The following is a 17963-nucleotide window of genomic DNA, read 5'->3' as shown; positions in this document are numbered from 1 at the left end:
CCGCGCCGGAGCGCCGACCATGGCACATCCTGGTGGGGAGCGATTGGTGTCCGGTGCGTCCGTACCGGGAGGACGCGACATGGATGAGGCAGCCGCCGTACCGGACGGGCCGCGGTCGTCCGGCGGCCGGATCCGGGGCGGGGGCGACGGCCGGGACCCGGCCGGGGACACGGGGCGGATCGAGGACGCCCTGACCGCTCCGCTGATCCAGGCCGTACGGGACCTCGGGGGCTACGGCGGTCTGGTCTACCTGCGCTCCCGCGACCGGCGCTCGCTCGTGCTGGCGATGGTCACCGGGGTGCCCCGGTCGCTGCTCAGGAGCTGGTGGCGGGTGCCCGTGGGCGGCGCCCTGCCCATGGCGGAGGCCTACCGGCGCGACGAACCCCTGTGGCTGCCGGACGAGCGCGCCACCATGGTGCGCTTCCCGCACTTCACCGCCGGGCTGCCGTACTCGTTCGGCTCCGCCTACCGGCCGGTCCGGGCGGGCGGCGAGCCCGTCGGCGTCCTGGTCGTGCTGCGCTCGGCCGCCCGGACGCCGATGGACGCGGAGGCGGTGGCGCTCGCGCTGCGGCCCGCCGGGCGCGCCATGGAGGAGCGGCTCGGCCGCCTCGCCGCCGGGCGGCCCGGCCCGGTCTCCACCGCTCGGCTCGAGTACGACGACGAACCCGTCGGCGTGCGGCTGCCCACCCCCGCCGTCCACCCCGTCCGGGTGGGGCTCGTCGACTGGGACCTGGAGACGGACCGGTGCACCCCGGACGACGAGGCCCTCGCCCTCCTGGGCATCGCCCGGGCGGACTTCGGGGGCACCCTGGCGGACATCGAGGCCCGGATCAGCCCCGACGACCTGCACGAGCTGCGGGCGAGCCGGCACGACGCGCTCACCCACGGCCGGGTCAGGTCCCGGCACCTCCGGGTGCGGGAGGCGTCCGCGGACAGCGGGGAGAGCGGCTACCGGCCCGTCGAGCTGTGGGGGCACCTCGTGGGCGGCGGCGCCGGTGCCGCCCGGGTCCTGGTGGCGGCCCTGGTCGACGCGGCCGGCGGACTGACCGCGGCCGAGGCGGCCGAGCGGCTGCCCGACGGGATCTTCTCCCTGGACCAGGACGGCCGCCTGACGTTCGCCAACCGGCGTTGCGAGGAACTGCTGGGCTGCGGCCGGGAGGAGCTGCTGGGCCGCTATCCGTGGGAGGTGGTCACCTGGCTCCGGGATCCCGCGTACGAGGACCGCTACCGGGCGGCGATGCTGTCGCAGGAGCAGGTGTCCTTCCTCGTGCGGCGTCCGGACGGGGACTGGCTGGGCTTCGTGCTGTACCCGGACGTGCACGGGCTGACCGGCCGGGTCTCCGAGACCGGCCCGCCCACGGGTGGGGAGTCCGCGGACGAGGCCGGGTCCGCCGCCGGTCTCGTGGCGGGTCCCGGCGCGCCGCCGCCCGGGCCGGTGGCCGCGGCGCGGGCCGGCGCGCTGTACCACGTGGTGCAGATGGCGAGCGTCCTCACCGAGGCGGTGACCGTGCGGGACGTGTGCCGGGCCGTGTCGGAGCAGCTGCTGCCGGCGTTCGGCGCCCGGGAACTCGCTTTGTACACCGTCCGCGAGGGCCGGATGTACCTGCTGTGGGAGTCGGGTTACCCGGAGGGTTTCCTCACCCCGTTCGAAGGGGTCACCCTCGACACGCAGCTGCCCGGCGTGCACGCCCTGACCACGTGGCTACCGCTGTTCTTCGAGTCGCCGGAGGACCTCTCCGTCGCGTATCCGGGCATCGCCCTGGACCGCATGAGCGCCTGGTCGTTCCTGCCGCTGATCGCCTCCGGTCACCCCGTCGGCTCCTGCATCCTCGGCTGGGACGCCCCGCGCCGGTTCACCGCCGACGAGCGCTCCGCTCTCACCGCGCTGAGCGGCCTCGCCGCCCAGGCCCTGGAGCGGGCGCGGCTCTACGACGCGGAGTCCGCCGTCGCCCGCGGCCTCCAGGAGGGGCTGCTGCCGCACCGGCTGCCCGCCGTGGACGGGCTGCGCACGACCGGCCGCTATCTGCCCGGCACACAGGGCATGGCCATCGGCGGCGACTGGTACGACGTGATCAGGACGGGGCGTGGGGTGGCGCTGGTCATCGGGGACGTCGAGGGCCACAGTGTCGGCGCCGCGGCGGTGATGGGGCAGCTGCGCAGCGCCGTGCACGCGTTCGCCGCGAGCGAGCGTCCGCCGCAGGAGGTCATCATCCACACCAACCGGCTGCTCGCCGAGCTGGAGGCCGACGCCTTCGCCACCTGCTGCTACATCGAACTGGACCCGCGCACCGGCCGGGCCCTCGCCGTGCGGGCCGGCCATCCCCCGCCGCTGCTGCGCCATCCCGACGGGCACGCCGAGACGCTCGACCTGGCGGGCGGGGTCATGCTGGGTGTGCAGCCCGACGCGTTCTACCCCGTGACCCCGATCGAGCTGGCCCCCGGAAGCGTCCTCGCCCTGTACACCGACGGGCTCGTGGAGCGGCCCGGCAGCGACATCGACACGGGCATCGAGCGGGTCCGCCGCTGCCTGGCCGACACGTCGGCGGACTCGGTGGAGCACCTCGCCGACCGGCTGGTGGGCACGGCCCGGCGGGCCACGGAGCGGCCGGACGACGTGGCGCTGCTGCTGACGGCGTACCGCTGAGCGGAGGCGCGGGCTCGGGACCGCGTCCGTCAGGCCCCCGGCGGTCGGCGTGGCGGACGCGGCGCGAGTACCGTGGTCGGAATCGGCGAGCAAGGCGGTGGTGGCGGTGGAGTGGCAGCGGTACGCCGAGCAGATGGCGTTGCTCGCCCGGGATCTGCTGGCGCAGGACTCGGTCCAGGCGACGCTGGACGAGATCGCGGCGGCGGCGGTGAAGCTCGTCGAGGGCTGTGACGCGGCGGGCATCCTGGCGGTGTCGAAGGGCCGGGCCGTGACGCTGGCGGTGTGCGGCGACATGGTCGAGGAGTCCGACCGGCTGCAGGGCGAGCTGGGCGAGGGGCCGTGCTTCGACGCCGCGCGGCGCGTGGACGGCGAGCGGCTCTTCCGCATCGCCGACATGACCAGACCCCAGCCGTCCTGGCCGCGGTTCTCCGAGGCGGCTCGTGGGCTCGGGATCGGCAGCATGACCGGTGTGCTGCTCTACACCGAGCAGGAGGACTTCGGCGCGCTGAACCTCTACTCACGTCGCCCGGGGGCGTTCGGCAAGGACATCGAGACCGCGGGCTGGCTGCTCGCCTCCCACGCCGCCGTCGCGCTGGCCACCGCCCGCACCGTCGACCAGCTGGAGCACGCCCTGGAGACCCGGCATGCCATCGGGGAGGCCATGGGGATCCTGATGGAACGCCACCGGCTGAGCGAGGACGAGGCCTTCGGTGTGCTGCGGCGGATCTCGCAGCACCACAACATCAAGCTGCGCGACGTGGCCCGGCGGGTCCGCGCCGACCGTCCCGGTGAGGCCTGACCGTCCGGACCGCGGGTGGCGCGCAGCAGCACGGCGATGTCGTCGGCGTCCCGTCCGGTGGGCGTCGTGTGGTGGACGAGCCGTTCCAGGGCGTGGCCGTCGCCGGCCCCCAGGCGCCGGGCGAGGCCGGAGGTGGCCCGGGTGGGGTCGCCGGGGAGTTCGACGAGGCCGTCGGTGCAGAGCGCGAGCGTGGTGCCGGGGAGCAGGGGCGTGCTGGTGACGGGGTAGTGGGCGGCGGGGTCGACGCCCGGCAGCGGGCCGGGCTGGATGTCGAGGACGCCGGCGCTGCCGGGACGTGCGGGCACGTCGTCCGGGCGGCGCCCCCAGGGGGCGGTGGGGGTGGCGGTGCGCGGGGGCCGGTCCGGGCAGGAGGCGGATCGGGGGACGGACCCGGTGGGCCGGGGCAGCGCGCCGCCGCCGAGGATGTCGCGGCCGCCGGGAGCCTGGTGAGCGTCCGTCGGGAGCCCGCTGGCGTCCGTCGGAAGCCCGGTGAGCGTCCGCCGCGAGCCCGACAGCGGTCGTCGGGAAGCCAATAGCGTCCGCCGGGACCGATAAGCGTCCGTGCGGGTCCCTCGCCGAGCCCCCGGGGGGCGGCACCCCGGCCGTGCCGACGCGGAATCCGGCCGGTTCACCGGCCGCCGAGGGTGCCGTGCTGGCAGAATCGGAGGCCCTGGGGACGATCGGGAGGCCGGCTTGCAGACGCTGACATCGCGCGACCCGCTGGCCGTCGCCGTCACCGAGGCGATCCGGGCCGGTGATCTGCCCGGGCTCCGGCGGTTGCTCGACGACCATCCCGGCCTGGCCACCGCACGCGTCACCGAGCACGATGAGGACGGCAAGGGCACGCGCAGTCTGCTGCACCTCGCCACCGACTGGCCCGGTCACTTCCCCCACGGCCCCGAGGTGGTGGCCGCCCTGGTCGCGGCCGGGGCGGACCCCAACGCCCGGTTCGCCGGCGCGCACACGGAGACGCCGCTGCACTGGGCCGCGAGCAACAACGACGTGCCCGTACTGGACGCGCTCATCGCCGCCGGGGCCGACATCGAGGCCCCCGGGGCGGTGATCGCCGGGGGCACCCCGCTCGCCGACGCCCGCGCCTTCGGCCAGTGGCGCGCCGCGCACCGCCTCGTCGCGCACGGCGCCCGCACGACGCTCCAGGACGCCGCGACGCTCGGCCTGCTCGACCGGGTCCGCGCGTACGTCGAGGACGGCGAGCCTCCCTCGCCCGACGACATCACCAGCGCCTTCTGGGGGGCCTGCCACGGCGGGCAGTTGGCCACCGCGCAGTACCTCCACCGGCACGGCGCCGACATCGACTGGTGCGGCTACGACGACCGGACGCCGCTCGACATCGCCCTCGCCCAGGACGCCGACGACGTCGTGCGGTGGCTGCGCGAGCTGGGCGCGCGCGGCCGGTCGTAGCGGTCAGGGTCCGCCGCGCCGTGCCTCACAGGCAGTAGCGCACGAGCCACTCGTCCTGGTTGTACGCCGTGCGGGCGGGGTCGGGTGAGTTCGCCGCCCGTTCCTCGACCATGTCCTCCACGCGTACCGGCTCCGGCAGTGCCCCGAAGCGGGACCGGCGCGCGGCGGCCTCCGCCTCGCTTCCCTGCTGCGACGTCGCGTCGTCCACGGCGATTCCCCTCTCCGGTTGGTCTCTCAGACCGATCGGCCGTTCCTGGGCAAAGAGTTGACGTACGAGCGAGGCTCACGGTTCCCGCCGGGCGCGCTTGTTCGACCCTACGAACTTTCCGTTCGCCTGTTTCCCTTGCGTCCACCTGGTGATAGGAAACCTTCCTATCAGTTCTGCACGGTTCGGCTCTTCCACCCCCCACCCTGCTTGGAGACACCGTGAGACAGCCCTCGACCCCGGCCGCGAGCCCAGCGGCACGCCGCACCGTCCTGGCCCTGTTCGGGGCCGCCGTCGCCGCCCCGCTCCTTGGACCGGCCACTGCCACGGCATCCGTCCGCGCCGTCGGACTCGACGACCCGGCGAAGAAGGAGATCGCCATGCAGCTCGTGTCGAGCGCGGAGAACTCCTCGCTCGACTGGAAGGCGCAGTACCAGTACATCGAGGACATCCGCGACGGCCGCGGTTACACCGCCGGCATCATCGGGTTCTGCTCCGGCACCGGCGACATGCTCGACCTCGTCGAGCTCTACACCGACCGCAAGCCCGGCAACGTCCTGGCGAAGTACCTGCCGGCGCTGCGCGCCGTCAACGGCTCGGACTCGCACGACGGGCTCGACCCGGGCTTCCCCGGCGACTGGCGCCGGGCGGCCCGCGACGCCGCGTTCCGGCGGGCCCAGGACGACGAGCGCGACCGGGTGTACTTCGGCCCGGCGGTCCGGCAGGGGAAGGCGGACGGGCTGCGCGTGCTGGGCCAGTTCGCCTACTACGACGCCATCGTGATGCACGGCGACGGCACCGACCCCCTGAGCTTCCGCAACATCCGCAGGCGTGCGCTGCGCACGGCGAAGCCGCCGGCGCAGGGCGGTGACGAGGTGAGGTACCTCGACGCCTTCCTGGACGCGCGGGTGTGGGCCATGAAGCAGGAGGAGGCCCACAGCGACACGAGCCGCGTCGACACCGCGCAGCGCGTCTTCCTGCGCCGACGCAACCTCGACCTCGACCCGCCGCTCGACTGGAAGGTCTACGGCGACAGCTACCACATCGGGTGACCGCCGCGGCCCGGGCCGGATTGGTCCATCGAGCGGTCGCGCAAGTGGACTCCTTCCCGGGCCGCCCGGCTGCCTAGCGTCGCCCGTATGAACGCCACCACCTCGCGCGGCACCCTGCTCGCCGCGCTCGCCTGCGTCCTCGTCGGAGGGTCCTTCACCGCCAACAGCCTCCTCGGCGAGTACCCGTACGCGGGTGGCCAGTTCCTGCGCTACGGGCTGGCCTGCCTGCTGCTCCTCCCGCTCGCCGGAAAGGGCGCGACCGCCCGGCTGCGGGCGCTCGCGCCCCGCCAGTGGGTCCGGCTCTGCCTGCTCGCGGCGGTCGGCATGGTCGGCTTCAACCTGGCCGTCATCGCCGCGGAGCGCACGGCGGAACCGGCCGTTCCCGGCGTGTTCGTGGGCTGTGCCCCGGTGGTCGTCGCCGTGCTCGTACCGCTGCTGGACGGGCGCCGGCCCCAACGGGCGGTCCTGCACGGGGCGTTGCTCGTGGCCGTCGGCGCCTTCGCCGTGCAGGGCTGGGGGCGTACGGACGGCGCGGGCCTCGCCTTCTCCGTGTGCGCACTCGCGGGAGAGGTCGGGTTCGCCGTGCTCGCCGTGCCCGTGCTGCGGCCGCTCGGGCCCAGGCTGCTGTCGGCCACGGTGTGCGCGGTCGCCGCGCTGGAGTCGGCGGCGGTGGGGCTACTGGTCGACGGGGGCGGGTGGCTGCGGCGCCCGGACGCCGTCGAGACGGCCGCGCTGCTGTGGCAGGCGGTGGTGGTCACCGTGGTCGGCTTCGTGTGCTGGTACATGGGCCTGCAGCGGATCGGCGCGGAACGCGCCACCCTCTTCTCCGGCCTCATCCCGGTGGCCGCGGCGTGCACCGCACCGCTCGTCGGCACGGGCTCCTACGGCCTCGCGCAGGCGACGGGCAGCGCGCTCGTGGGGCTCGGAGTGGCGCTGGGGTCCGGAGCGCTGAGGCGGGCCGGACGTGCACGCCGTGCACCGGGTCGGGCCTTTAGAGGGAACGGCCGCCCGCTGGGGCATGAGAACCGCGTGCCTGGAATGCCCGACTGATCCCGCGTGCGTCTAATGGACGGCACACAGCGTCCCGGCCGACCCAGGAGACGACGTCCATGCCGCACACCCGCACCGGTGAAGAGATCGACACGGCAGCGCGCGGGGGCGTGCTGCGGCGGCTGGGCGAGTGGTGCGCGCGTCACTTCGGCATCGTCATCGGAGCCTGGCTCGTGGCGCTGGTGGCCCTCCAGGTGGTCAACCACGTCTACGGCGGGTCGTACTCCGACAATTTCTCCCTGCCGCAGGCGCAGTCCCAGAAGGGCCTGGACGTACTGAAGGAGCACGACCCGCAGGCCGGCGGCTACAGCAGCCAGATCGTGCTGCACGACGACGGCCAGGAACTGACCGCACTTGGCTCCCAGATGTCCACCGCGGTCGCCGACCTGGAGAAGCTCCCGCACGTCCTGTCGGCCCAGAACCCGCTGACCGCGCAGGGTTCGACGTCGGGTCAGTCGCAGCAGAACGTCGGGCCGTTGTCCGACGACCGGAAGACGGCGTACATCACGGTCCGCTTCGACGTGCAGCCCTCGACGCTCGGCGGCGGATACCTGGGCGGGGTCGACGACGCCGTGCAGCCGCTGCGCTCGGCCGGGGCGGAGGTCGAGTACGGGGGGCCGCTCGGCGAGCTCGCCCGGCCGGAGGCCGACGACCGGGTGAGCGAGCTGATCGGCTTCGGCGTGGCCGTCGTCGTCCTGCTCGTCGGGTTCGGGAGCGTCATCGCCGCCGGCGTCCCGCTGCTGACCGCGCTGATCAGCGTCGTCGGCGGTCTGGCCATCCTCGGGCTGCTGGCGGTCGCGTTCACCTTCGCGACGGTCTCGCCGACCCTGGCGACGATGATCGGTCTCGGCGTCGGCATCGACTACGCCCTGTTCCTGATCACGCGCCACCGGCAGAACCTTGTCGACGGGGCCGATCCGGTCCGGGCCGCCGGACAGGCCGCGAGCACCAGCGGCCACGCCGTCCTCGTCTCCGGCTGCACGGTGATCATCGCCCTGGCGGGCCTGTCCGCGTCCGGGGTCGCCTTCATCGGCCTGCTCGGCCTCGCCGCCGCGGTCACCGTCGTCTCGGCCGTCGTCGGCGCGCTCACCCTGGTGCCGGCGCTGCTCGGTCTCCTCGGGCGGCACATCGACCGCTACACGGTGCGCCGCCCCGTGGCCGAGACCGACGCCGAGTCGGGAGGGACACCGCAGGGCACCTGGCACCGGTACGCGCAACGGGTGGAGCACGGGCCGCTGTGGTTCCTGACGGCCGGTGTCGCCGTGATCGTGGTGCTCGCGATCCCGGTGCTGTCGATCCGGCTCGGTCACATCGGTGACGGTGCCGATCCGAAGTCCTTCACGGACCGGCGGGCCTACGACCTGATGACCGACGCGTTCGGGCCCGGGTCCAACGGGCCGCTCACCGTCGTCATCGACCAGTCGGACGTACCGGACGCGCAGCGCTCCGGCCTCGCCTCGAAGGCCCAGCAGACCCTCGACGGCGTCGAGGGCGCCGCCGTCGTCACGCCCCTGACGTCCACCCAGGACGGTGACGTCCTGATCGGCACGGTCTACTCGGAGCAGTCCCCACAGAGCGGCACCACCACGGACCTGACCAACCGTCTGGTCGACGACACGCTGCCCGACGCGGTCCGGGGGACGGACGCCGAGGGGTACGTCACCGGGACGACGGCGGCGCAGGTCGACTTCCGCGACATCGTCGCGTCCCGGCTGCCCGTGATCATCGCCGTGGTCGTCGCCCTGGCGTTCCTGATCATCCTGGCCGTGTTCCGCGGACTGCTCGTCGCCGTCAAGGCCGCCGTTCTCAACGTCCTGTCCATCACGGCCTCGTACGGCGTGGTCGTCGCCGTGTTCCAGTGGGGGTGGGGCGGTCCCGCGCTCGGGGTGAACGGAACGGTGCCCATCGAGAGCTACGTGCCGATGATGATGTTCGCCATCATCTTCGGGCTCAGCATGGACTACGAGATCTTCCTGCTGTCCCGCGTCCACGAGGCGTGGCGGCGCACCGGGGACGCCAAGGCCTCGGTCGCGCACGCCCTGGAGATCACGGCGCGGGTCATCACCTGCGCCGCGCTGATCATGATGAGCGTGTTCGCGGCGTTCATCGTCAGCGACAACATCGTGGTGAAGATGCTCGGGCTGGGCCTGGCCGTCAGCGTGCTCATCGACGCCACGGTGGTGCGCCTGCTCATGGTGCCGGCCGTGCTGACGCTGCTCGGACAGCATGCCTGGTGGACGCCGAGGTGGCTGGACCGGGTGCTGCCCCGCATCGACGCCGAGGGCGCGACGGAGCGGGCGGGGAGCCGGACGGCCCCGTGACAGAGGGGCTCAGTGGAGCACCAGGTGGACGAGGGCGACGGTGCCGACCGACACGATGAGGGTGCGCAGGACGGCGGGGCTGAAGCGGCGGCCGGTTCTGGCGCCGGCCAGTCCGCCCAGCGCGGATCCGGTGGCGATGAGCAGGACGGCGGTCCAGTCGAAGTCGGCGAAGAAGAGGAAGAGCACGGCGGCGACGGTGTTGACGACGGCGGACAGCACGTTCTTGACGGCGTTGAGCCGCTGGAGCGTCTCGTCGAGCAGCATGCCCATGAGGGAGACGTAGATGATGCCCTGCGCGGCGGAGAAGTAGCCGCCGTAGACGCTGGCCAGCGTCAGGCCGGAGAACAGCAGCGGGCCACCGTCCCGGCGGGCGGGGCTGCCCTCCTCGCGACGGCGGCGCACGCGCCTGGCGATCAGGGGCTGGCAGGCGACGAGGACGAGGGCGAGGCCGACCAGGGCGGGCACGATCCGCTCGAAGGCCGCCGCGGGCAGGGTCAGCAGCAGCACGGCACCCGCGAGACCGCCCAGGACGGCGCCGATGCCGAGCAGCAGGACGCGCCGGCCCTGGCCGCGGAGTTCCTCGCGGTAGCCGATGGCCGCGCTGATCGAGCCGGGGACCAGGCCGAGCCCGTTGGACACCGTGGCGGTGACCGGGGGCATCCCGGTGGCGAGCAGTACCGGGAAGGTGATCAGTGTTCCCGAGCCGACGACGGCGTTGACGGCCCCCGCACCCGTGCCGGCGGCGAACACGGCCACCATCTCCCCGGGCGTCACGCCACCGCTCCACCGCGTACGCCGTTCCGTGTGTGATGCATGGGATCACGTTAGGCGGTGGGCACTTCGGCGTGGGCCGAAGGGTCGTCGTGCGCGCGGAACGGCGGCGGGATCCGGCCAGGATCCCGCCGCCGTTCCCTGGACGCGTGCGCGTCGGGTGGGCTCAGCCGCGCCTGGCCCGGCGGAGAACGAGGAAGCCCGCTGCCACCAGGACGGCGCCTGCGGCGGCCGGCCAGAGCTGGGCACCGGTGTCGGCCAGGCCGCCTTCGCCGACGGCCTGCGGTTCCGTCCGCGACGGGTCGGAGGGGGTCGGTGCGGCGCTGGTCGCGGTTCCGACCGCCTGGGACCCGCCGAGGCCGTCCGTGTCCTCACCGGCGTCGCCGTCCGCGCCGCCCCGCTCACCGGCGTTCGCCGTACCGCGCTCGGCGGAGGGCGTCGCGTACACCTCGGGTTCACCGGTGCCGGGGGCGGTGGTGGCGTCGTCGCCGGGCTCCGGTTCGGGCGCCGGCCTGCCGGTCACCGGCGGCTTGGACGCCTCGCCCTTGCCGCCGCCCGCGCCCGCGTCACCCGGCTTGCCGCCGGCGTTGCCGTCCCTCGGCGCGTCGGGAGTACGCGTGGGCTGCTCCTGCGGGGCGTCCGGGTTGCCGGTCGGCTGCTCCTGGGGCTCCTCCCCCGCTCCCGGCTGCTCCCCTCCCGGCCCGGCGCCCGCCCCGGCGCCGCACCTGCGGCCCTCGTTGATGCAGTCGACCATCTCCCGCATCAGGTCCTCGTCGAAGACGTTGATGAAGTCGCCGTGGTCCGTGACCGGCTTGTGCAGCTGCTCGGGGAAGGAGTCCACCGCGAACAGCGGAGTCGTACGGCCGCCGTCGTCCAGGCTCGGCGCGTCGACGTCGTAGACGATGCGCTGGACCAGCTGCGGGATGGGACGGAAGCCGGACGGGCAGGTGCCGGTGGCGTTCGCGAAGGCCACGTGGGTGCGGTGGTTGGCGCTGTCGATGTTGCGGCCGTCCCAGCAGCTCTGGAACGTGAAGGTGCGCACCACGTCGCTGCCGCGCGGGCACAGTGGGTACTTGTCCTTCAGCTGCCGGTCCTCGAAGCCGGTGCAGCTCCAGGACGCGTTGGCGTTGGCGGGGCCGTTGACGAACGACTTGGCGTCGCCGGTGATGATGCGCAGCAGCCGCGGCATGGCGGTCACCTTGTCGCGCGGGTTGCCGACGAACGTCAGCGTGACCTGCTTCGGCGTGACGATCTCGCCCGCGTTGCCCTCGATGCCGCCGCCGGGCGATGTGGCGTCCTGCTCCTGGGTGCCGTTCTGCAGGCGCAGCACGGGCCAGTAGTAGGAGGACTTGTCGCCCGGGTCGGCGCAGCTGGTCTCGGCGTTCGCGAGGTCCTGGTCGCTCGCGAAGGCGTTGTTGGCCTGGTTGCCGACGTAGTCGTGGAAGTGGTGGGCGCCGTTGGTGACGCCCGGCGCGGCGATGATGTTGTCGGAGTTGAACAGGCCGTTCGCGTTGACGCCGCAGTCGGTGGCGAAGGAGCCGCGGGAGGCGCCGCCCCGCTGCCGGGGAGTGCCGGCGTCGGGCCGGACGCTTCTGATGTCCGCGAAGTCGGCGGCGACCGGGCCGTTGCCCGCCTGTCCGCCGTTGCCGCCCTGCCCCTGGCCGTTCCCCTGGTCCTGGCCGCCCTCGCCCTGGCCGGGCTGCTCGCCACCGCCCTGGCTCGCGGTCGGCGCGGGGGCCTGGTTGCCGGAGTCCCGTACGGTGCAGGCCGCGAGGGGCGCGAGCCCTTCCGGGCGGTCCGCCACGCGGTCGATGGCGATCGCGATGCGCTCGATGGTGGCGGCCCGCTTGTCCTTCAGCGGGTTCATGATGGCGCTGTCGGCGAAGCCGGAGTCCTGCCGTATCTGCGGGGCCGACGTGCTCAGCCGCTGGTAGGCCTGGGCGATCTGCTCGTCCAGGCGGGCGAGTTCCCTGTCGACCTCCGGTCTCGCCCGTTCGGGGACCGAGGTGAGCCGGCTGCCGACGTCCGGGCAGTCGATCGTCGCGCCCGCGGTCCGCACCCCCGTGCCGGACCGCGGCTGGGCGGACCCACCGCCCGAACCTCCGTCCGTGGCCGAGGCGTAGACGTTCGCCGCCATCAGGCCGCCTCCGCCCAGCATCAGCGCGACCGCGGCGAAGGTCGCGCGTCGTGGGCCGGTAGGGCGTCTTCGCGTGTTGCGTCCCAAGGGTGCTCTCCTGCGCTTCGTGGCGTGCCGGGCATGAAAATCCCCCCGTCCCGTACGTACGGGAGCACCGGCGTGTTCAATCGCCCCGGAGATTCTTGGAGAACTCTCAGGAAGCACCGACGGGCCGGGCCCCGCCGACCCGTGGGACCGGCGGGGAAACGGCAGGTCAGCGGAAGTTCACGTCACTGCACAGGAAGTAGGTCTGGTCCATGTGCGACGCCTGCCAGATCGTGTAGACCACGTGCCGGCCGCTCAGTCCGGACGTGCTCACCGGGATCGAGTAGTTCTGGCTGGGCGCGTACGTGCCGGTGCGGGCGACGAGCCGGAGGTCGTTCCAGGTCAGCGGCTGGGTGGTGGGGTCGAAGCCCTGCCGCGTGACGTAGACGAGGAAGTAGTCGGCGCCGTGACTGGCCTGGTCGTACAGCTTCACGGTGAAGTTGCCGCTGATGTCCGTCGTCTTCCACGCGCCGACCGCGTCCAGGGAGTTGTACCGGCCGCCCTCGGTCCGCCCGCCGCTGCACAGCTGGCCGTTGGGGACGACGGCCTGGAAGTTGCCGCCGGAACCGTCGCGGTAGAGGCCGTTCCAGTTCCACATGGCGTTGGGGTTGTCCTGCCAGGCCTGCCAGCACATGGGGTCCTGCTGGGCCATCGCGGGGTTCTGGAAGTCGTTCCCCCAGCGCAGCCAGCAGCCGTAGTTGCGCGAGGCCGGGTCGACGACCGAGCCGTGGGCGACGGCGGTGCCGCTCCACGGGATCAGGCTGAGCAGAGCGGCGACCAGCACGCTCAGGGCGAGCGTCAGACGAGACCTGACACCGCGCCTCTCAAAAGCATGACCATGACAATTCATGATCTCCTTCTTCCGGATGTGGGGGTTGTCGTGCCGTGGATGTGCCTCGTGTGGGGGGTGCCGGAGCGCGTGGGAGCGCTCCCGCAGGGCACAGGCTGCGCCCGTTGGCGCGGGTCGGCAACGCGCGATCGCGCCACTTCCGTACCGCGTGGCGCGTTCGATCCGTTCGACGGGCGGTGCCCCGTCAGAGGTCGACGGTCGGTGCCCCGTCAGAGCCGGTCCAGTTCCTTCGTGGTGCGCCCCAGGTAGGTGACCGACCCGTCCCCGGGGACGTCGATCTCGTGGAAGCCCATGCGGTCGTAGAAGGCCCTGGCCCGCGTGTTGGCGGTCGCCATCGCCAGGTGGACGGCCGGTACGCCCTTGTCCTGGAGGGCCGCGAGGAACGTCCGCATCAGGCGGCGCCCCCAGCCGCGGCCCTGCAGGGCGGGGAGCAGATCGATGTGCAGATGGGCGGGGTAGGCGGCCACTGCGGGGACCACCATCCGCTCGGGGTGGTGCAGCAGGTGTGCCATCTCCTCGTCCGGGGTCCGCGGCGGCGGGGGCGGTTCCGGGTAGCGGTCGGCGACCAGGGGGAGCCACGTCGTGCGGAAGGCCTCGGCGAAGCGCGGGGTGTCGGCCGCCCCGAGGATGTAGCCGACCGCCCGCCCCTCGCCGTCGTCCAGCACGAAGGCCAGATCCGGCTCCAGGTGGACGTACGGGGCCGCGAAGGTCACCGGGAAGATGCCCGGGTCCGCGAAGTGGGGGCGGCTGCGAGCGCTGCCTCCGTCTCCTCCGGGGGGAAGGTGCAGCCGCACCAGTCCGTCCTCGGTCAGCGAGGCGACGCCCTTGCCCCGCACGCAGAGCGACGCCGCCCCGGAGCGCGTGCCCTCCTCGGTCTCCGGCAGGGCGAGCGCGGCCTCGCGCAGCTGCTGCACGGTGGTCAGGGTCGGAGTCTCGCACAACGGCCGCACCGCGGAGCGAAGTTGAGGGAGCGCTCCCACTGCGGGCACGATGCCGCCATGACCAAGCCCACCGCCATCCGCCGCTACCGGCCCGAGGACCGGCCGGCCCTCGACGACATCTGCGTCCGCACCGCGCACCACGGCCAGGACCGCTCATACCACCGGTGAGCATCTGCTGCTGAGGGGGACGCCGGTCGCGTTCCGCGTGCCGCTCGCGGACGTGGACGGCAAGAGCCTGAACGCCTTGGTGCGGGCGTCCTGGCTCAGTCGTGCCCCGCAGCGGCTCGCCGCGTCCCTCGCCGCGGCGGAGGCGGCGGCCGACCGGGCCGGCGGCGACCTGCCCGCCGGGATCGGGAGGCCCGCCACCCGGGCCCTCTTCGGCGCGGACCTGACCACGCTGGAGCAGGTGGCCGGAGCGCTCCGCGGGGGAACTCCTCGCCCTGCACGGGGCCGGGCCGAAGGCCGTGCGGGTGCTGTCGGAGGCGCTGCGGCAACGGGGACTCGCCCTGCGGCAGTGAGCCTCGGCGACTCCCCCGTCGAGCGCGGCTTAAGGCCACGGTCAGGGGTTACCCGGCTCACATGGTGAAGCTGCATATTCCGGGACGAAAAGAACACCACGCGGACGACGCTCCGCCCCAGGCCTCCGCGCCGCCTCGAGGTTCCTCCGCTCCTCCCCCTCCCCCGGCTCCGGCCGAGCCCGGGCCGGGCCCCGAGGTGGAGCGCGCGGCGCCGGACACGCCGAGCGATCTGCCCCGGAAGTCCTGGGGCGCGGTGCTGAAGGGGAGCCTACGGGAGTTCAAGGACGACGAGCTGACCGACCGGGCGGCGGCGCTGACCTACTACGGGGTACTGGCGCTGTTCCCGGCGCTGCTGGCGCTCGTGTCGCTGCTGGGCCTCACCGGCCGGTCGACCACGGACAAGGTGCTCGACAACGTCCAGCAACTGGCCCCCGGCCCGGTCCGCGACATCATCACCCGGGCCGTCGAGCAGTTGCAGGGCAACGCCGGTATCGGCTCGCTGATGGCGATCGTCGGCCTGGTCCTGGCGGTGTGGTCGGCCTCCGGCTACGTGGCGGCGTTCATCCGCTCCGCCAACGCGGTCTACGACATGCCCGAGGGCCGACCGGTGTGGAAGCTGCTGCCGGTGCGGGTGGGCGTGACGGTCGCGCTGATGGTGCTGGCCGTGATCAGCGCGCTGATCGTGGTCTTCACGGGCCCGCTGGCCCAGCGGCTGGGAACGGCGCTCGGGCTCGGTGACACGGCGCTGACGGTGTGGTCGATCGCGAAATGGCCCGTCCTGGTCGTGCTGGTCACGGTCATGATCGCGCTCCTGTACTGGGCGACCCCGAACGCCAAGGTGAAGGGGTTCCGCTGGATCACCCCGGGCAGTGCGCTGGCCCTGCTGATCTGGCTGATCGCCTCCGCCGGTTTCGCGGTCTACGTGGCGAACTTCGCCTCGTACAACAAGACCTACGGGACGATGGCCGGGGTCATCGTGTTCCTGATCTGGCTGTGGATCACCAACCTGGCGATCCTGCTGGGGCTGGAGTTCGACGCGGAGACGGTGCGGCAGCGGGCCATCGCCGGTGGTCATCCGCCGGAGGCCGAGCCGTACACCCAGCCGCGCGACACCCGGACCTGGGACGAGCAGGACCGGCGTCGGCTGGAGGAGACCTGAGGCTCAGCCCATGAGCCCGGCGGCGACCGTCGCGCCCAGTTCCCAGCACCGCTCGACGTCGCCCTTGCCCGGCTCGCCGGTCACGGTCACGGCCTCGGCGGCACGGCGCCAGCCGAGGCCCGTCGTGATCGCCTCGACGCCCCGGACCGCTCCGGTGACGTCGTTGCCGCCGTGCACCCAGTAGCCGAAGGGCCGGCCGCGGGTCGCGTCCAGGCACGGGTAGTAGACCTGGTCGAAGAAGTGCTTCAGGGCGCCCGACATGTAGCCCAGGTTCGCGGGGGTGCCGAGGAGGTAGCCGTCGGCGGCGAGCACGTCGGAGGCGGTGGCGGACAGCGCGGGCAGGCGCACCACGCGCACGTTCTCGATCTCGGGGTCCGTGGCCCCGGAGACGACGGCTTCGAACAGCGCCTGGCAGTTGGGCGAGGGCGTGTGATGGACGATCAGCAAGGTGGCCACGGCACCCGACCTTGCCGCCTGGGCCCCCGTCGCCGCAAGCAGCGACGGGGGCCGGTGTCGCTCGGGTGACCGGGCCGGTGCCGCTCAGCTGTGGCTGCGACGGCGGATGAGCAGCCAGGCCACGAGCACGGCTCCGGCGCCCGCCAGCAGGGCGGTCCGGTGGTCGCGCACCGGCTGCGGGGCCTTGTCCTGCCAGGCCTGCTCGGCCTGTGCGGCCTTCTGCCTCACCGGTTCGGGCAGCTTCTCCTCGACGGTGTGGGCGACGTGCGCGGCCTTGGTCCGGGCCTGGCCGCGCAAGGCGTGGACCTTGGTCTCGGCCTGGCCGCGCAAGGCGTGGACCCTGGTCTCGGCCTGTTCCCTGACCGCCAGCGCCTTCTCGCGGGCGCGGGTCTTCACGTCGGCCCGGTCCGCCAGCTGCTGGACGGTGTCCCCCAGTTCGTGGCGGGTGCGCTCGACCTGTTCGCGCAGCTCGTCCTGGCTGCGGGCCGTGGGCTCGTCGTGCGGGGGCTGGGTCATCGTTGAGCACTCTCCTTGATCTCGGCCGCATCGGCCTTCACGCTGTCGATGGTCCGCTGCGGGGCGGGTGGGGTGGCGCTGCGCACCTGCTTGCGGCCGGCCAGCGCCGTCAGGCCCGTGGCGACGGCGAGGACGCCCGTGACGATCAGCGCCGCCGCCCACACCGGCAGCGGTACGGCCAGGGCCGCGATCGCCGTGGCCGCGAGGGCCTGGAGCGTGACGAAGCCCAGCACCCCGGCTCCGCCGAACAGGCCGCCGCCCTTGCCGAAGCGCTTGCCCTTCTCGGTCATCTCCGCCCGGGCGAGGCGCATTTCGCCCCGTACCAGGTCGGAGAGCTGTTCGGTGGCTCGCTGCACCAGCTCGCTCACGGGTTCGTCGCCGCCCGTCGGCGCGGTCCCCGGGCGAGCGGCAGCGGACGCGCGGTCCATGTCCGCCATGACGATCACCTCCCGGTCCGTCGGTGCGGGCCGGGTACCCCCGTGCGGGCGGAAAGGACACCTGGTCGGACAAGTCGTGGTGACCATGCGTGGCCGGCGCGAGACCTGGTACCCGTCCGTCGCCCACCTACGAGAAAGGGAGGTACCGCCTTGTCACAGGTAGAGGAATCCATCGAGGTCCGCGTGCCGGTGCACACCGCCTACAACCAGTGGACCCAGTTCGAGACCTTTCCCCGGTTCATGGACGGCGTCGAGCGCATCGAGCAGCGCACCGACACGCTGACGCACTGGGTGACGAAGGTCGGCGGCCAGGAGCGGGAGTTCGACGCGGAGATCACCGAGCAGATCCCCGACGAGCGCGTCGCCTGGACCACCGTGGGTGGCGAGGCCCGGCAGGCCGGTGTGGTGACCTTCCACCGCATCCACGACGACACGACCAAGGTCATGCTGCAGATGGACTTCGACCCCAGTGGCGTGGCCGAGACCGTGGGCGACAAGCTCGGGTTCGTGAAGCGGCAGGTCTCCGGTGATCTGCGGCGCTTCAAGGAGTACATGGAGGCCCGGGGCACGGAGACGGGGGCCTGGCGCGGCGAGGTCTGAC

At 73.3% G+C, this 17963-nt stretch carries 16 protein-coding genes and 1 pseudogene; 8 read left to right on the top strand and 9 right to left on the bottom strand.

Annotated features, from left to right (window positions below; translation table 11 throughout):
• Positions 1-79 precede the first annotated feature (79 nt).
• The gene (locus ACSUPV_RS40335) at positions 80-2644 is read left to right on the top strand and encodes a SpoIIE family protein phosphatase (RefSeq protein WP_382617090.1); all 2565 of its coding nucleotides are present in this window, start codon (positions 80-82) and stop codon (positions 2642-2644) included.
• A gap of 106 nt (positions 2645-2750) precedes the next feature.
• Positions 2751-3443, top strand: coding sequence for a GAF and ANTAR domain-containing protein (locus ACSUPV_RS40330; RefSeq protein WP_031116261.1), 693 nt, complete (start codon positions 2751-2753; stop codon positions 3441-3443).
• 35 nt (positions 3444-3478) lie between these two features.
• Here the strand turns inward: ACSUPV_RS40330 and ACSUPV_RS40325 are convergent.
• A pseudogene (locus tag ACSUPV_RS40325) lies at positions 3479-3748 on the bottom strand (SpoIIE family protein phosphatase); the annotation flags it as partial.
• 388 nt (positions 3749-4136) lie between these two features.
• Here ACSUPV_RS40325 and ACSUPV_RS40320 point away from each other — a divergent pair.
• On the top strand, positions 4137-4865 hold the full coding sequence (locus ACSUPV_RS40320; protein WP_382617087.1) for an ankyrin repeat domain-containing protein: 729 nt from the start codon (positions 4137-4139) through the stop codon (positions 4863-4865).
• Positions 4866-4890: 25 nt separating this feature from the next.
• On the opposite strand, the gene ACSUPV_RS40315 is transcribed toward ACSUPV_RS40320, so the two are convergent.
• Positions 4891-5073: a hypothetical protein gene (locus ACSUPV_RS40315; RefSeq protein WP_436949761.1), complete on the bottom strand. Its 183-nt coding sequence runs from the start codon at positions 5071-5073 to the stop codon at positions 4891-4893.
• A 218-nt stretch (positions 5074-5291) separates the two neighbouring features.
• Here ACSUPV_RS40315 and ACSUPV_RS40310 point away from each other — a divergent pair, with 218 nt between their 5' ends.
• The 3 genes from ACSUPV_RS40310 to ACSUPV_RS40300 all read left to right on the top strand — a co-directional run bounded on the left by ACSUPV_RS40310 (position 5292) and on the right by ACSUPV_RS40300 (position 9493).
• On the top strand, positions 5292-6122 hold the full coding sequence (locus ACSUPV_RS40310) for a chitosanase (RefSeq protein WP_436949760.1): 831 nt from the start codon (positions 5292-5294) through the stop codon (positions 6120-6122).
• 87 nt (positions 6123-6209) lie between these two features.
• Positions 6210-7172, top strand: coding sequence for an EamA family transporter (locus tag ACSUPV_RS40305; protein WP_382617081.1), 963 nt, complete (start codon positions 6210-6212; stop codon positions 7170-7172).
• A gap of 59 nt (positions 7173-7231) precedes the next feature.
• A complete protein-coding gene (locus ACSUPV_RS40300) occupies positions 7232-9493 on the top strand; it encodes an MMPL family transporter (RefSeq protein ID WP_382617079.1) in 2262 nt (753 codons plus the stop codon).
• Between the two features lie 9 nt (positions 9494-9502).
• Here the strand turns inward: ACSUPV_RS40300 and ACSUPV_RS40295 are convergent, their stop codons facing one another.
• From ACSUPV_RS40295 to ACSUPV_RS40280, 4 genes are all read right to left on the bottom strand, one after another.
• The gene (locus ACSUPV_RS40295) at positions 9503-10252 is read right to left on the bottom strand and encodes a sulfite exporter TauE/SafE family protein (protein ID WP_382617153.1); all 750 of its coding nucleotides are present in this window, start codon (positions 10250-10252) and stop codon (positions 9503-9505) included.
• Between the two features lie 178 nt (positions 10253-10430).
• Complete coding sequence (locus tag ACSUPV_RS40290; RefSeq protein WP_436949993.1) at positions 10431-12401, bottom strand: DUF1996 domain-containing protein; 1971 nt, start codon at positions 12399-12401, stop codon at positions 10431-10433.
• A gap of 253 nt (positions 12402-12654) precedes the next feature.
• Positions 12655-13335 carry a lytic polysaccharide monooxygenase auxiliary activity family 9 protein gene (locus ACSUPV_RS40285; RefSeq protein ID WP_037767350.1) on the bottom strand — a complete coding sequence of 227 codons (681 nt, stop codon included), beginning with the start codon at positions 13333-13335 and terminating at the stop codon, positions 12655-12657.
• Between the two features lie 209 nt (positions 13336-13544).
• Positions 13545-14132: a GNAT family N-acetyltransferase gene (locus ACSUPV_RS40280; RefSeq protein WP_436949992.1), complete on the bottom strand. Its 588-nt coding sequence runs from the start codon at positions 14130-14132 to the stop codon at positions 13545-13547.
• A 723-nt stretch (positions 14133-14855) separates the two neighbouring features.
• Here ACSUPV_RS40280 and ACSUPV_RS40275 point away from each other — a divergent pair.
• On the top strand, positions 14856-15953 hold the full coding sequence (locus tag ACSUPV_RS40275) for a YihY/virulence factor BrkB family protein (RefSeq protein WP_436949759.1): 1098 nt from the start codon (positions 14856-14858) through the stop codon (positions 15951-15953).
• A gap of 3 nt (positions 15954-15956) precedes the next feature.
• Here ACSUPV_RS40275 and ACSUPV_RS40270 read toward each other — a convergent pair whose 3' ends face one another.
• Genes ACSUPV_RS40270 through ACSUPV_RS40260 form a run of 3 tightly spaced genes read right to left on the bottom strand, consistent with a single transcriptional unit; the run spans position 15957 to position 17353 of the window.
• Positions 15957-16451, bottom strand: coding sequence for a flavodoxin family protein (locus ACSUPV_RS40270; protein WP_078651026.1), 495 nt, complete (start codon positions 16449-16451; stop codon positions 15957-15959).
• Positions 16452-16493: 42 nt separating this feature from the next.
• On the bottom strand, positions 16494-16925 hold the full coding sequence (locus tag ACSUPV_RS40265) for a DUF3618 domain-containing protein (protein WP_436949758.1): 432 nt from the start codon (positions 16923-16925) through the stop codon (positions 16494-16496).
• Complete coding sequence (locus ACSUPV_RS40260; protein WP_436949991.1) at positions 16922-17353, bottom strand: phage holin family protein; 432 nt, start codon at positions 17351-17353, stop codon at positions 16922-16924. Before ACSUPV_RS40260 ends, ACSUPV_RS40265 begins: the two co-directional genes overlap by 4 nt.
• Before the next feature lie 159 nt (positions 17354-17512).
• Here ACSUPV_RS40260 and ACSUPV_RS40255 point away from each other — a divergent pair, with 159 nt between their 5' ends.
• On the top strand, positions 17513-17962 hold the full coding sequence (locus tag ACSUPV_RS40255; protein WP_031116273.1) for an SRPBCC family protein: 450 nt from the start codon (positions 17513-17515) through the stop codon (positions 17960-17962).
• The last annotated feature ends 1 nt before the right edge of the window (position 17963 follow it).

It is taken from the genome of Streptomyces sp. SudanB52_2052 (assembly GCF_964272415.1).
Taxonomy (GTDB): domain Bacteria; phylum Actinomycetota; class Actinomycetes; order Streptomycetales; family Streptomycetaceae; genus Streptomyces; species Streptomyces olindensis.
Note: the sequence above shows the minus strand (reverse complement) of the source record. Positions and strands in the feature narration are given on the sequence as shown.

What these genes read in the sequence shown, in the direction of transcription:
- ACSUPV_RS40335 (WP_382617090.1), top strand. Translation starts at nt 80, where the DNA reads ATGGATGAGGCAGCCGCCGTACCGGACGGGCCGCGGTCGTCCGGCGGC.
- ACSUPV_RS40305 (WP_382617081.1), top strand. Translation starts at nt 6,210, where the DNA reads ATGAACGCCACCACCTCGCGCGGCACCCTGCTCGCCGCGCTCGCCTGC.
- ACSUPV_RS40300 (WP_382617079.1), top strand. Translation starts at nt 7,232, where the DNA reads ATGCCGCACACCCGCACCGGTGAAGAGATCGACACGGCAGCGCGCGGG.
- ACSUPV_RS40295 (WP_382617153.1), bottom strand. Translation starts at nt 10,252, where the DNA reads ATGGTGGCCGTGTTCGCCGCCGGCACGGGTGCGGGGGCCGTCAACGCC.
- ACSUPV_RS40290 (WP_436949993.1), bottom strand. Translation starts at nt 12,401, where the DNA reads ATGGCGGCGAACGTCTACGCCTCGGCCACGGACGGAGGTTCGGGCGGT.
- ACSUPV_RS40285 (WP_037767350.1), bottom strand. Translation starts at nt 13,335, where the DNA reads ATGAATTGTCATGGTCATGCTTTTGAGAGGCGCGGTGTCAGGTCTCGT.
- ACSUPV_RS40275 (WP_436949759.1), top strand. Translation starts at nt 14,856, where the DNA reads ATGGTGAAGCTGCATATTCCGGGACGAAAAGAACACCACGCGGACGAC.
- ACSUPV_RS40265 (WP_436949758.1), bottom strand. Translation starts at nt 16,925, where the DNA reads ATGACCCAGCCCCCGCACGACGAGCCCACGGCCCGCAGCCAGGACGAG.
- ACSUPV_RS40260 (WP_436949991.1), bottom strand. Translation starts at nt 17,353, where the DNA reads ATGGACCGCGCGTCCGCTGCCGCTCGCCCGGGGACCGCGCCGACGGGC.